This is a genomic window from Pseudoalteromonas sp. NFXS53 (assembly GCF_056629255.1).
The window spans coordinates 67,972-79,826 of sequence record NZ_JBWVBR010000007.1 but is presented as its reverse complement, the minus strand read 5'-3'; the positions used below and the strand labels follow the sequence as shown (position 1 = coordinate 79,826).

Annotated in this window: 12 protein-coding genes; 8 read left to right on the top strand and 4 right to left on the bottom strand. The window is 43.0% G+C overall.

Going from position 1 to position 11,855, the window contains the following annotated elements:
* Positions 1 to 2: 2 nt before the first annotated feature.
* The 3 genes from AC1HJP_RS09535 to AC1HJP_RS09525 all read left to right on the top strand — a co-directional run bounded on the left by AC1HJP_RS09535 (position 3) and on the right by AC1HJP_RS09525 (position 3,702).
* Positions 3 to 1,439, top strand: a complete 1,437-nt coding sequence (locus AC1HJP_RS09535) for a transferrin-binding protein-like solute binding protein (RefSeq protein WP_480361597.1) — start codon at positions 3 to 5, stop codon at positions 1,437 to 1,439.
* Positions 1,439 to 2,767, top strand: a complete 1,329-nt coding sequence (locus AC1HJP_RS09530) for a surface lipoprotein assembly modifier (RefSeq protein ID WP_480361686.1) — start codon at positions 1,439 to 1,441, stop codon at positions 2,765 to 2,767. The genes AC1HJP_RS09535 and AC1HJP_RS09530 overlap by 1 nt, the downstream gene beginning before the upstream one ends.
* Before the next feature lie 122 nt (positions 2,768 to 2,889).
* Positions 2,890 to 3,702, top strand: coding sequence for a substrate-binding periplasmic protein (locus tag AC1HJP_RS09525; protein WP_480361596.1), 813 nt, complete (start codon positions 2,890 to 2,892; stop codon positions 3,700 to 3,702).
* A gap of 49 nt (positions 3,703 to 3,751) precedes the next feature.
* On the opposite strand, the gene AC1HJP_RS09520 is transcribed toward AC1HJP_RS09525, so the two are convergent.
* Both AC1HJP_RS09520 and AC1HJP_RS09515 read right to left on the bottom strand, forming a co-directional pair.
* Complete coding sequence (locus AC1HJP_RS09520) at positions 3,752 to 4,486, bottom strand: helix-turn-helix domain-containing protein (protein ID WP_480361595.1); 735 nt, start codon at positions 4,484 to 4,486, stop codon at positions 3,752 to 3,754.
* Positions 4,487 to 4,560: 74 nt separating this feature from the next.
* Positions 4,561 to 5,481 carry a manganese-dependent inorganic pyrophosphatase gene (locus tag AC1HJP_RS09515; RefSeq protein WP_010562021.1) on the bottom strand — a complete coding sequence of 307 codons (921 nt, stop codon included), beginning with the start codon at positions 5,479 to 5,481 and terminating at the stop codon, positions 4,561 to 4,563.
* 135 nt (positions 5,482 to 5,616) lie between these two features.
* On the opposite strand from AC1HJP_RS09515, the gene AC1HJP_RS09510 reads away from it, so the two are divergent.
* The 3 genes from AC1HJP_RS09510 to AC1HJP_RS09500 all read left to right on the top strand — a co-directional run bounded on the left by AC1HJP_RS09510 (position 5,617) and on the right by AC1HJP_RS09500 (position 7,779).
* Positions 5,617 to 6,168 carry a hypothetical protein gene (locus AC1HJP_RS09510; protein ID WP_480361685.1) on the top strand — a complete coding sequence of 184 codons (552 nt, stop codon included), beginning with the start codon at positions 5,617 to 5,619 and terminating at the stop codon, positions 6,166 to 6,168.
* Positions 6,169 to 6,206: 38 nt separating this feature from the next.
* Positions 6,207 to 7,016 (top strand): bifunctional DNA-formamidopyrimidine glycosylase/DNA-(apurinic or apyrimidinic site) lyase, encoded by an 810-nt coding sequence (gene mutM / locus AC1HJP_RS09505; protein ID WP_480361594.1) that lies wholly within the window; start codon positions 6,207 to 6,209, stop codon positions 7,014 to 7,016.
* Between the two features lie 142 nt (positions 7,017 to 7,158).
* Positions 7,159 to 7,779 carry a hypothetical protein gene (locus AC1HJP_RS09500; RefSeq protein ID WP_480361593.1) on the top strand — a complete coding sequence of 207 codons (621 nt, stop codon included), beginning with the start codon at positions 7,159 to 7,161 and terminating at the stop codon, positions 7,777 to 7,779.
* Between the two features lie 46 nt (positions 7,780 to 7,825).
* Here AC1HJP_RS09500 and AC1HJP_RS09495 read toward each other — a convergent pair whose 3' ends face one another.
* Both AC1HJP_RS09495 and AC1HJP_RS09490 read right to left on the bottom strand, forming a co-directional pair.
* On the bottom strand, positions 7,826 to 8,011 hold the full coding sequence (locus AC1HJP_RS09495; protein WP_480361592.1) for a hypothetical protein: 186 nt from the start codon (positions 8,009 to 8,011) through the stop codon (positions 7,826 to 7,828).
* Between the two features lie 195 nt (positions 8,012 to 8,206).
* The gene (locus tag AC1HJP_RS09490; RefSeq protein ID WP_480361591.1) at positions 8,207 to 9,343 is read right to left on the bottom strand and encodes a M20 family metallopeptidase; all 1,137 of its coding nucleotides are present in this window, start codon (positions 9,341 to 9,343) and stop codon (positions 8,207 to 8,209) included.
* A gap of 189 nt (positions 9,344 to 9,532) precedes the next feature.
* Here AC1HJP_RS09490 and AC1HJP_RS09485 point away from each other — a divergent pair, with 189 nt between their 5' ends.
* Both AC1HJP_RS09485 and AC1HJP_RS09480 read left to right on the top strand, forming a co-directional pair.
* Positions 9,533 to 10,468 (top strand): ATP-grasp domain-containing protein, encoded by a 936-nt coding sequence (locus AC1HJP_RS09485; protein ID WP_421965392.1) that lies wholly within the window; start codon positions 9,533 to 9,535, stop codon positions 10,466 to 10,468.
* 3 nt (positions 10,469 to 10,471) lie between these two features.
* On the top strand, positions 10,472 to 11,845 hold the full coding sequence (locus tag AC1HJP_RS09480) for an ATP-grasp domain-containing protein (RefSeq protein ID WP_480361590.1): 1,374 nt from the start codon (positions 10,472 to 10,474) through the stop codon (positions 11,843 to 11,845).
* The last annotated feature ends 10 nt before the right edge of the window (positions 11,846 to 11,855 follow it).

The following is an 11,855-nucleotide window of genomic DNA, read 5'->3' as shown; positions in this document are numbered from 1 at the left end:
CAATGAAAAAAACAATCATTACTTCAACCACACTTGCATTTGCCTTATTGGCAAATGCACCTGTGCTTGCCAATGAGCAAGCATTTAGCTTTGAAAAACTGTTACAAGTTGATCCAAAGAAGGCAGATGAATTTGTCTTACTTAAATCAGAAATTCAGCGCCTAAAAGGCTATGTAGAAGAAGCGCGACTAGCTCATGAGCAGTCTGTTAAAGCGTTTGCAGATTATCAAAATAATCAACAAACGCAGCTAAGCAATAACCAGCAGCAAGTTCTAAAAGAGCAACTGCGCAGCCGTCAATATCAACAAGACATAGACGCTTCAGCTTCACAGCTGGCACGTCTTCAAGGCAAGCTGTTTAGCAAAACCCAGCAGCTTGAAAATATTAAGCGAACTATTGATGCTGACTTCATCGCAAATCACGCTTTAAACATCGACACGCTTAAGCAGCGCTTACTGTCAGGTGAGCGTATTGAGTTATTACCTGATCAAACCGCGCTGTTGGTGCAAGCACTAGAGCAGCTAGGTAATGATGCGCCGAGTTTAGCAATCGCATTACAACACAAAGATATCCAACAGTATTTGCCTGAATATTTAAAAGAGCAGTTTATCCAACTGCAAGACTCGGGCATTAGCCTAACGCAAGCATTACAGAAGCCAGATGTAAAAGCGGCAGTGATGAATGGTTTAGCCATCACTAAGCCGGAGCAGGCAACCGCGAGCTCAGGTATCGTGTTGAGCGTTTATGAAGTAGATGACGCACTGATCGCGCAAACAGCAACGAGTCCTATCAGTATTCAGGCAGAGTTAGATGCAAAATTGATGGAGTTTCAAAACTTAGTTGAACTGTACGATATTCCTGTACCGAGTGAAGAGGTTGTCACGACTCAACCTGAGCCAATTCCAGATCCAAATAATCCTGGCTTGGTGTATGAGCAGCTTGGAGATTTTGCCATTGATAAGCTAGATACCTGGCCAACACTGCCGCAAGATGCCATTACTACAGAAAATCAACAGCAGTATATGAGTGCTTTACAGGCGAGTTTAGGCCCGCAGCAGGGTGAGCTAACTCGAGAATTACCAACCGAAGCCACAGCGAGATACAAGGGCGAAATGTCAGGTAGTTACCTTGATGGTAGCGACACGCTGACCGGTGCTATCACCCTAGATGTGTCGTTTAATGGTAATAGCAATACTCAGCTTTCTGGCAGCTTTCAATTACAAGACTCGCAAGATCGTATGGCGGGTGTGATCCAGCAAACGACTATTTCAGGGCCAAATAATTTTAGTGCCCCAATTGAAGCAGGTGACGGTCAAAAAGGGGCTCTAACAGGCAGTTTCTTTGGCAGTGCGGCTCAAGAAGTTGGTGGTGTATGGGCACTAGGTGTGGATTCTCGTGGTGGTAAAGCCGCAGTTGGTCGTTTTAAGGCGAAGAAGTGATGATAAAGAAAGCGTTACTCCCTCTATTATCAGCAGTCCTGTTTTCGGGGGCTGTTTCAGCAAATAATGAAGAGCAAAAAATCAATCAGGCGATCCTTGATTCGGTAAAAATGATCAAAGCGCGCAACTACGCCAGTGCTTGTGATCTACTTGATACTTTACCCGCTGAATTGCATACAACGAAGCGTCAGTTGGGTTTAAACAGCTTGTTCTTGAAAGGCCAGTGTCATGCTGGTTTAGGGCTAAATGAAGAAGCAAAGCAATATTTCGAACAGTTAGTTGAACTCGATCCAAAATCAGCTCGACCTTATTTAGATTTAGCTTTGGTTTATCAATACTTAGGCGAGTTCTCAAAGGCCACTGACACTTATGAGCAGTTACTCGAGCTAGATTCTCTTTCTGAGCCTGTGCGTGACAATGTAGAAGCCTTACTGGCACAACGTCCAGATGCCATTAAGTGGCAGATCTCAGGTTCATTGGGCTCGATCACAGATTCAAACATCAATAATGCCCCGACTTCAGAATCAATCAAAATATATGGCACTGAGTTTATTTTTAACTCTGAGTCACGTCCGACGTCTACTGCTGGTATTCATGCCGGATTTAGAGGCTATGTCAGTAAGCTGCTCGACCCTAAAACGCAGATAGAGGCGCAAGTCGTTGTCGATTCGACTCTATATGGTGATTACAGTGACTTTGACAGCACGGTAATGGACTTGTCGTTTGCTTATAAGAGTAAGCGCTGGGGCGGTGAAGTGATGGCTCAGCCTCGCATGGCGATGGTTACGGTTGGTGGCAGCGCGTTACTTGATGTTACGGGCGCTGATTTTGCCTATTCGACGCTATACAGTCCAAAAATGCGTTTAACTTCGGTCTTGAGTTATCAAGGTTATGCATACAGTGAAGATGCAGAGCGAGACACAACACTCATCGAACCACGTTTTATGGTGGACTATCAGCTATTACCTTCGGTAATTTTAAATGGTCGCTTAACTTATGGTATGGGTGCAGGTAGCGCAGATCAATATAGCTTTACAGATCTTGGACTTGGTTTTGGCGTGAATTATTACCCATTTGATCATACTGTTTTGTCATTGAATTATGATATGAACAACGTCAGCTATGATGCCATTATCCCAGGCTTTGAAGAAGTAAGAACTGACACGCAGTCTCGCTTAGGCGTGCAAGTTTCTTACAATTTTGCGGGCTTATCTGTGCCTTGGTTAACTGCAGACCTAGGCTTTAAAAGTTATACCAACAGCTCGAATATAGCGCTATTCGATAATACTCGTACGCAAGGTTATTTGATTTTTAATCTCGCCTACTAACACGCTTTAACGATCTCCCCCGATCACAACCCAGCTTCGGCTGGGTTTTTTGGTTTATACTTTACCTCTTACCAATAGTTCCTAGACTTATCTTTAGAGAGTTTAAATGAGTGGAGCATGGAATGAAGTTAGGTGATGAGGGGGCAATGTTTTCAGGTTTGTATAAGTGCCTTAAAGCAGCATTAGTATTCTTAAAGCTCAGTTTTGTTAATGTACTATTTCTTTTCAGCCCATTAAGCAAAGCGCTTGATCTAGTCACCAGTGAAGGGCCGCCTCATACCATAAATCATCAACTCTACAGCGGCATAGATTTAGATGTGACCAAAGCCGTGCTCAGACAGCTAGGTTATTCTGTTAATTTGCATTTTGTCGCGCTTGGCCGTGCAGAAAAATTAGTTCGCTCTGGCCAGTACGATCTAATGGCTCCGATATTTTTTGCAAAAGATAGCGATAATTTTTATATCAGCGACCCTATTGTTACCTATAAACCTATGGTGTTTTCTTTATCTGAGCGTAATTTATCGCCCGAATCTATCAGCGATCTTGCAAAGTATTCTGTGATTACCTTTCAAGGTGCGCCGGGCTATTTTGGCGATGCGTTTAAAGCCATGTCGGAGCAAGCGCGATATAAAGAGCTGGCAGATATGTCGGTGATCCCCGAGATGCTTACTAAGTCTCGTTACGATTTTGCAGTATTAGACCAGTACATTTTCTATTATTTTTATCGTCTGAACGACAAACAAAGACCCATAGATATCTTTAAACATCATTATTTAATACCACCTGTCACTGCCAGTGTCGCTTTTAAAGATAAAATGCTCAGAGATAGGTTTAATTATGAGTTGAAGAAGTTTAAACAGGGTAAGGGTTATGCAAAAATCGTTGAGGCTTACCTAGGGCGAATGGAGCAAGTGGCCCTGACTGAGGCTCAGTAGTTTTGCTGATTGTCTGTAACAATATTTGCAAATTCTATAGGGTTCTTTCTTAACGCTTTTGATATTCCCTCAGGCTTAATCCAAACTGCTTTTTAAAGGTGCGGCTCAAATGCGCGCTGTCTGAGAAACCTGCAATATACGCTGCTTCTGTGGCGGTTTTTCCTTGTTGTAATGTCTGTACTGCACAGATCAAACGCCGCCATAATAAGTAAGGTCGCCAGGGGATCTGCATGGTGTCTTTAAATAAATGCAAAAAGCGACTTTCTGAGAGATTGAGCTCAATGGCAATGTCGGCTGCGCGCCACTGTTGTGGTTTTACACACTCATTACCAATGCAGCGATTAAGTTTATCGAGTAAGCGAGCTATACGTGTATCAAGTGTGGATTGCGGTGCCGTGGTTTGAAGTGCTGGGGTTAAACCACATAAATCAAGCAGCTCACTTAGGGTCTGAGTACTGTTTAAGGGTTTATTTATCTCGATTTCAATAAATTTTTTATCAGCCAGTTTTGCCGTGAGCTGCTTGCCAACATAGCAGCTAGGCTCGATTAAGATCACCCACCCAGCTTGCATGGTTAGTTGATGGCTGATTGTTTGATTAATGATGTTTGCACCAGAGAGTTGGATTGCATCGTGATTTGGCAGAGTTAGGCGCATATCTGCGTTACCCATGGGTAAGGTGATCTGAATAAGCGTGTGTTGATGTGCTGCGGTTTTTGGCACTGCGCCAAAAATAGCTAATACGCCGGGCTCGATAAGTAGTTGGCTAGATACATGTTGCTGCATAGATTATTGGCAATAAAAAACCGAAGACATTGCTTCGGTTTTATCAGCTATTTACATAACTTGCTAGTTATTGCTTATGCAAACGCGTCTTGTAGTGGTGGTACTACTTGCTTCTTACGGCTTAGTACACCATCTAACCATACGCGGCTTTGCTCAGGCGCAACACCGTAAGCACGTTCAACAATACCTTCGTCATCAGACGCGATAAGCATTTGTGAACCTTCTTTCATGATGTCTGTAAGTAGTAAGAATACAGAGTGACGGCCGCCTTCTTCTTTTAGTTTTGCAATGTCAGCTTCAAGATCAGCTTTGATGTCGTCAAATACCGCTAGGTCGATAACTTCTAACTGACCGATACCTACTAGGTTACCGTTCATGTTGAAGTCTTTAAAATCACGCATAACTAAGTCGCGAGCAGGCGTGCCTTCAACCGCTGATTTAACTTTAAACATTTCCATGCCGAATGCTTTGTAGTCTTCGATGCCTGCGATTTCAGCAAGTACTTCAACACACTTGATGTCAGCAGTCGTACAAGTTGGTGATTTGAAGATTACTGTGTCAGATAGGATTGCACCTAACATAAGACCCGCGATGTTCTTTGGAATTTCAACACCGTAAAAGTCATACATCATCTTAATGATGGTGTTTGAACAACCCACAGGACGGATCCAACACTCAAGCGGTGTAGAGGTTGTCAAGTCGCCAAGTTTGTGGTGGTCAACAACACCCACAACCGTTGCTTCATCAATGTCATCTGGCGCTTGTGTTTTTTCTGTGTGGTCTACGATGTAAACCTCTTCACCTGCGTAGCTCATTTTAAGCTCAGGCGCTTCAAAACCAAACGTGTCTAGAATGAACTGAGTTTCAGGTGATACATCGCCTAAACGCGTTGCGATTGCTGCTTCACCAATTTGATTTTTTAAATATGCAAGTGCAATTGCACCACAAATAGAATCTGAATCAGGGATCTTATGACCCACTACATACATTGCCATGGACGGAACTCCTTAAATTTTGCGCGATATTCTAGCAAACAATCACGACAGTTTAATAGCAAGTCGATGCATTTTTAGACCTAAATCTAAGCCTAACCGAAGCAAAACAGGGCAAAAGCATGCTCCACAGTGAAGATGTTTTTCGATACACTGCAAAACGACTATTTAATAAAAGCAATAAAACACAGAGGCAAGCGCATGGGATTGAGTCGTAAAGCATGGAATAACGTGGTGATCTTCGCCATGCTGATCATGATCTTCTTTTTAAATGGTCTGCATCATAAGCTCAACCCGGATGAGCAGGTGTCTGGCCCTCAGCGACTCTTACCCGAGCAAACATTTGTACTGACATTGGCTTTTCCTGGCTACAAAATTGAACGCATTGGCACAGCTTGGCGTAGTGAAGGGCCGTGGCAAGTAAGTCCGAATCAACTGCCTTTGTTGATCGATGCATGGCAGCAAGTTGAGTTAGAGCTGACAGATATTTCTTTGCCGAGTAGCAAAGCCGTCAGTGTGGCGCAGTTTTGGTTAGCAGGTGAGGAGTTACCTTGGAGCTTTCAACTCTACCAAGACGCCGAGCAATACTATATTTTTGATAAGCAGCAGCAATCTTGGTTGATCTTAGAATCAGAGCTAGCGTATCAACTGTTTGAGCCGCTTAACTTAGCGCAAGCAACCACACAATAATCTCAACATATTTAAAGAAAGAGACATTAGAGAACCTCATGCCTGAATTACCAGAAGTCGAAGTCAGCCGTTTAGGCATTAGCCCACACATTGAAAAACAAGCAGTCAGCAAAGTATTGGTACACAATGCAAGCTTGCGTTGGCCAGTGCCAGATGAAGTGAAAGACATTGAAGGGATGACGATCAACAGTGTGCGCCGTCGAGCGAAATATTTAATGCTCGATACGGATATTGGCAGTGTGATTTTACACTTGGGTATGTCGGGGCACCTACGCATTGTGCCAATCAGTGAGCCGCTAAAAAAGCACGATCATGTTGAGATCCACTTCGATAATGGCAAAGCGTTACGTCTAAACGATGCCCGTCGTTTTGGTGCGTGTTTATGGCAAGCACCGAATGAATCTCATGCGTTGTTTGCAAAGCTTGGGCCTGAGCCTCTCACCGATGAATTCACTGCCGAGCATTTGTTTGACTGCTCTCGCAATAAGAAGGTACCCATAAAGCAATTTATTATGGATAACCATGTGGTTGTGGGCGTCGGTAATATTTACGCCAACGAATCGTTGTTCAAAGCGGGTATTCATCCAAAACGCGAAGCCGGCAAGGTGTCGTTAAAGCGCTATAAATTACTCACGCCAATCATCAAAGACACTTTAGCTGCGGCCATCACTCAAGGCGGCACAACACTGAAAGACTTCGCACAGTCTGACGGTAAACCGGGTTATTTTGCTCAACAATTACTGGTTTATGGACGCAAAGGCGAAGAGTGCGTGACCTGTAAAACCGTACTGAAAGAAATTCGTTTGGGACAGAGAAGTACCGTGTATTGCCCTAAGTGTCAGAATTAAATGCGAATTCTCTAGTGTCTAGCCAGTATCTTCTATTTCTAGTTGTGCTGTACCTTTTTTAATCGTATCGTTAACGGCCATGATTTACAGAGACTAATATTTTCACAGCTGTATTTTTACATTTCTTAAATAAGGATTATTTATGGGAAAAAGTTATCTAATGTCTTCATTGAAAGATAACCAGCTTAAAAACAAAGCTGGTCTTGTATCATATGTTTTCAGTCTGATTGTTATCGTGTTCATGATAATGACCAGCAGTGGAACAAAGGTATTGCCACTCTTTTTTGCGATGGGTCATATCGTTTTGGTTATGTTACTTAAGCAGGGACTGGTTGGAGAGGCTTGCAAGGCAGAAAAAGCACATTATTTAAATAGATATGTGCCAGTAGCACGCAAGTATGCAGTTTTTTATCTACTTCATGCCGTATGTGCTGTTGCTTACACATATTTAGCAATTACGCAGACTCTAAACTTTGAGCAAGGCCTCGCGGTTTTTGGGTTGTCGTTGTTATTTACCCTTTTAATCTCTGTGCCTTTAGTTAAAACTTTAGCTCAGCATAATCATACAATTAGTGTAAAGCCAAGTATTCAACTAATACTCAAGACGATTTTATTGACTACTTTGTCTGTAGTGGTGTTAGCTAATTTTGTTACAGAAATAACATATCAGTACTTTTTGGCTTTTGTTTTCTCGCACTCTATTATTTGGTTTTTTCATCATTCTTGGTTAAGAGAGAGACGCGAAAAACTACAATACAAGTGACTTATGAAGCCGGTGCAAACCGGCTTTATTTTTTATAGGCTAGAGCTTAGCAGGCATGAACAAGTTTACTGAATGCAGAACACCTATAGAGTGGGCAGTCAGTTAAGCAAGAGATACAGCTAAGCGCTGGGTTAGTGTATGTACCACCTGCAACAGCAGCCGTTTGCTCGTTATTCATCTTACTCTGACTTAAGTTTTTAAGCTGTTGCTTCTTAATTTTATTTAGTTTCATTTTATGCTCCTTATATTTGTTGTACTTATCGGTAAATAAGCACAACAAAACTTGCACAAAAATCAGTCAATTTAAATTGAAGAAATTTAAACTCACAGCTAAACATGTGTACAGTCGGTGGCTGTTTGAAAAATGTTCAATAACAGGCTTTTAAAAGCTGTTTTTTCGTTTAAATAGCTTAAAGCATGAATATTTTTAAACTTCGAGCGCATCTTGTTTAGATGCTTCATTGTCAGCTTGATAACACCATGCTGACAATATCTGTGTCACTTGCCTAATACGTAACTCAAAGCTGCTTTTTAATGCGCGCTCATGAATGGTGTGGTCTCCATCGCCGTACGGGCCAAAGCCATCTAAGGTTGGCACACCTGCTGCGCTGACTACGTTCGCATCTGACACACCGCCGCGTTGTTCGGTTTTCAGCGGCTCATCTAAGATCATGGCAATCTCATCAAGAAGCTGCTGTTGCAGTGCGTCAGGGCTCATCACACCGCGTTGTAAGCCACCGTTCACGTTAATTTGCACACCGGTGATTTGCATGGCGAAACAGATATTTTCTATGCCTTTGAGTAAACGTTGTTGCTCTTTTAAAGTTTTAAAGCGGGCTTCGACCATCATGTTGGCTTTTGGTGAAATGGTATTGGTACTTAAACCGCCTGAGATTTTACCAACATTCACGGTGCTGCCTTTTTTTAAATCGGTCAGAGCTGTCATTTCGGTGAGCATATTTGCCAATGCATAGTTTGCATCGATGCCATCGGCGTAGTGATTGCCGGCATGGGCGGCTTTGCCTATGATCTCAATATCGAAAGTGGCAATGCCTTTTCTACCAATAACGACCTCGTGATCTTTACCTGCCGCTTCAAATACCAAACACGCGTCATAGTCTTTGGCGAGTTTTGCAGTTAAATATTTACTGTCATCGCTGCCAGTTTCTTCATCACTGACCAATAAAAAATCGATGTTATAAAGTGGGCCAAATTCCGCTTTTAAATTACGAAGTGCATTCAGAGCGACAAAGTTACCCCCTTTCATATCGCACACACCAGGGCCATACACCCAGTAGTCATCTTGCTTAAACTCGGTAAAGGTATTGGGCGGAAAAACGGTATCTAGGTGGCCGAGCAATAAGACTTTCTTACCTGCTCTTTTAGGGGTATGGAAAAGCAAGTGGTCACCAATATTTTCTCTTTGGTAACGGGTCATAGCAAAACCCAAAGGCGCAAGCAGTGCTATCATTTGCTCGCCATGTTCATCAATCCCTGCTTTGTTTTTACTGTGAGAATTACAACTAATAAGGGTTGCTAATTCTGCAAAATCTATCTGTGTCATAACGGATTTCCCTGTATTTAATTGCCGCCAGTTTCTCGACACTATGTTTCAAGGAGGTGAATGTTTTATGAACAAATTTTGTTCACTGCAATTGGTCAAAAAAGTGTCATCTTGATCCGTTTAAATTGCCGCCAACAGCGCAAATAACCCTTTTGCATTAGACCCGTTTTTGAAAACAAGGAGCACATTGTGACAGCACCTCATGTAGGCATTTGGATGTACGAAAATGGTGGCGGTAAAGCCATCGAGCAAAAACTAGTTCACGCTTTGGCTGAGCGAGGCATTCAAACCTCAACAGGATTAAATTTAAGAGATGCTAGAGCACAGGGCGGCTCAATTATGTGTAATGGCATCGCCATGGAAAAGTTAGATACGTTTTTAAGCTATAACGCAGGGCAGCAAACTCAGTATCAGCTTTACTTGTATCAAACACTGAGCGAAACCATTCCGACGCTAAATAATTACAACGCTTTCTCAATTGCTGAAGATAAATTCCGCACCTCTCACTTACTAAGCTCGCAAGGCATCGTAACGCCAGATTACCGTTTATGTCACAAGAACGACATGGACGGCTTAAAGTCAGCGATCCGCGACTTCGGTGGCAAGCTGGTTTATAAACCAACCGACGGCTGGGGCGGCGTTGGCATAGTAAAAATTGACTCAGAGCAGGCGCTCGACATGTTAATGCCCTTTTTAAGCCGCACCGACTTACGTTATTTCTACGTAGAGCGCTTTATCAATTATGACAACACCGACTACCGCATTGATATTGTTGATGGCAAATGTGTGGGCTGTTATGGCCGTAAGGCGCCAAAGGACGACTGGAAAACCAACATCACCAGCGGTGGTTCTGTATTTGTGCGCGAGCCAAGTGACGAAGTGGTCGATATTGCAGTTAAAGCCACACAAACGCTCGGTTTAGAGATCGCAGGTGTTGACCTTATTTACGACCGAGAACGAGAAGAATATGTGGTGCTTGAAGTGAATACCATTCCTGCCTTTGCCACGCCCGAACAAGAAGCGCTGGGGATTAATTTTAATCACAGCAAAATCTCGGCCATGGTCGAGCTGATAGACAAAACTGTACAACGCAAACTTTCACTGCAATCTGCCAAGGTGGCTTAAATCATGACGAAGAAAACCTCACTGCCAAAAATCGGTCTGCTTTATTTAGACTATGTACTGCGCTTTTTTGATAAATCTAACTTTAAAGGTTGGCCCGATAAAATTGAGCAAGTGACCTATCATTGGGGTAATGACAAAGCCCGCTTTATTGCAGAAGTGAAACGCAAAAAAATCGATGTGTTAATTGGCAATATTCCAGCTACAGCGTATGAGACATTTCGTGACATTGCCCGTGCTCTACCTGAAGTGCGCTTTTTACCGTCGTTAGATAGTCAGTTTTCTAATAAATCAAAAGAGAACGTCACGCACTTTTGTCGTAAGTACGACTTACCTATCCCGCATACTGAAATTTTCTATATTCCTGAAAAAGCGCAGTCTTATCTTGCGTCGGCGACTTATCCGAAAATAATTAAACGCTCTTACGGCCCATCTAATTATGGTGGCTACTTTGTCCATAAGGTAGATAGCTACGAAGAAGCGCAGAGCCTGTTGAGTGAAAAGCGTTATTACCCGGTTTATGTGCAAGATTTTGTGCCGATGGAAGCCGATATTCGCGTTATGCTGATTGGTCACAAACCAGTTTGTGCATTCTGGCGTCGACCGCCAGAGGGGGAGTGGCTCACTAATACCAGTCAGGGCGGTAGCATGGATTACCAAGGTATTCCAAAGTCAGTGCTTGATTTAGCGACTAAAACTTCAAAAGCAGCGAATGCAGAGTATTGGGCTTGTGATATTGCGCTAGGAAAAGATGGCAAGCTGCGTATTTTAGAGTGTGCGACTGCCTTTGCAGCCTTCCCTTATATTCGAGATTGGATTGGCCAGTATTTGATGTGGCTATTGGGCGAAGGGCGTTTTCGTAAACCAAATATTCCTATTTATAACTGGGAAGAGCTGGGCAAAATCGATGCACGCTTTCTGCGTACTATGCGCCATATTGGTTTCTCTCAATATACCCCAAGCCAAGACTGCGGCGAATTATTTACCGATATGACAGAGCAAAGATATCCAATCTTTGATACCCAATTCCGCGCGGGTGAAGAGTGGCCGAGTGAGATCTGGAATCTACAAGATAACTTTAAACTGCCTGCCAAAATAGTAGCAGCATCAGCCATGCAACCTGTGCCGGGTAGCGATGAAGCCATGTCTGAAACCGATTTACCGAATGTGGCATTTGATGAGTCACAAATCCGCGCCATGCTGGGCGAAGTAAAAGGTGTGGGTGACAAAATGATTGATGACATCTTAGCGACGTTTGGCGCAACTGGCGTGGTTGAGGCTTTAAATACTGAGCCTGAACAGCTGTGTGTTGTAAAAAACCTCAAAGCGAAAAAGCTAGAGAAAATCGTTGATCACTGGCAGGTCTTTACAAAAGCATAACGGGAATTAG

What these genes read in the sequence shown, in the direction of transcription:
- AC1HJP_RS09495 (WP_480361592.1), bottom strand. Translation starts at nt 8,011, where the DNA reads ATGAAACTAAATAAAATTAAGAAGCAACAGCTTAAAAACTTAAGTCAG.
- AC1HJP_RS09520 (WP_480361595.1), bottom strand. Translation starts at nt 4,486, where the DNA reads ATGCAGCAACATGTATCTAGCCAACTACTTATCGAGCCCGGCGTATTA.
- mutM (WP_480361594.1), top strand. Translation starts at nt 6,207, where the DNA reads ATGCCTGAATTACCAGAAGTCGAAGTCAGCCGTTTAGGCATTAGCCCA.
- AC1HJP_RS09535 (WP_480361597.1), top strand. Translation starts at nt 3, where the DNA reads ATGAAAAAAACAATCATTACTTCAACCACACTTGCATTTGCCTTATTG.
- AC1HJP_RS09525 (WP_480361596.1), top strand. Translation starts at nt 2,890, where the DNA reads ATGAAGTTAGGTGATGAGGGGGCAATGTTTTCAGGTTTGTATAAGTGC.
- AC1HJP_RS09490 (WP_480361591.1), bottom strand. Translation starts at nt 9,343, where the DNA reads ATGACACAGATAGATTTTGCAGAATTAGCAACCCTTATTAGTTGTAAT.
- AC1HJP_RS09510 (WP_480361685.1), top strand. Translation starts at nt 5,617, where the DNA reads ATGTTTTTCGATACACTGCAAAACGACTATTTAATAAAAGCAATAAAA.
- AC1HJP_RS09480 (WP_480361590.1), top strand. Translation starts at nt 10,472, where the DNA reads ATGACGAAGAAAACCTCACTGCCAAAAATCGGTCTGCTTTATTTAGAC.
- AC1HJP_RS09515 (WP_010562021.1), bottom strand. Translation starts at nt 5,481, where the DNA reads ATGGCAATGTATGTAGTGGGTCATAAGATCCCTGATTCAGATTCTATT.
- AC1HJP_RS09530 (WP_480361686.1), top strand. Translation starts at nt 1,439, where the DNA reads ATGATAAAGAAAGCGTTACTCCCTCTATTATCAGCAGTCCTGTTTTCG.
- AC1HJP_RS09500 (WP_480361593.1), top strand. Translation starts at nt 7,159, where the DNA reads ATGGGAAAAAGTTATCTAATGTCTTCATTGAAAGATAACCAGCTTAAA.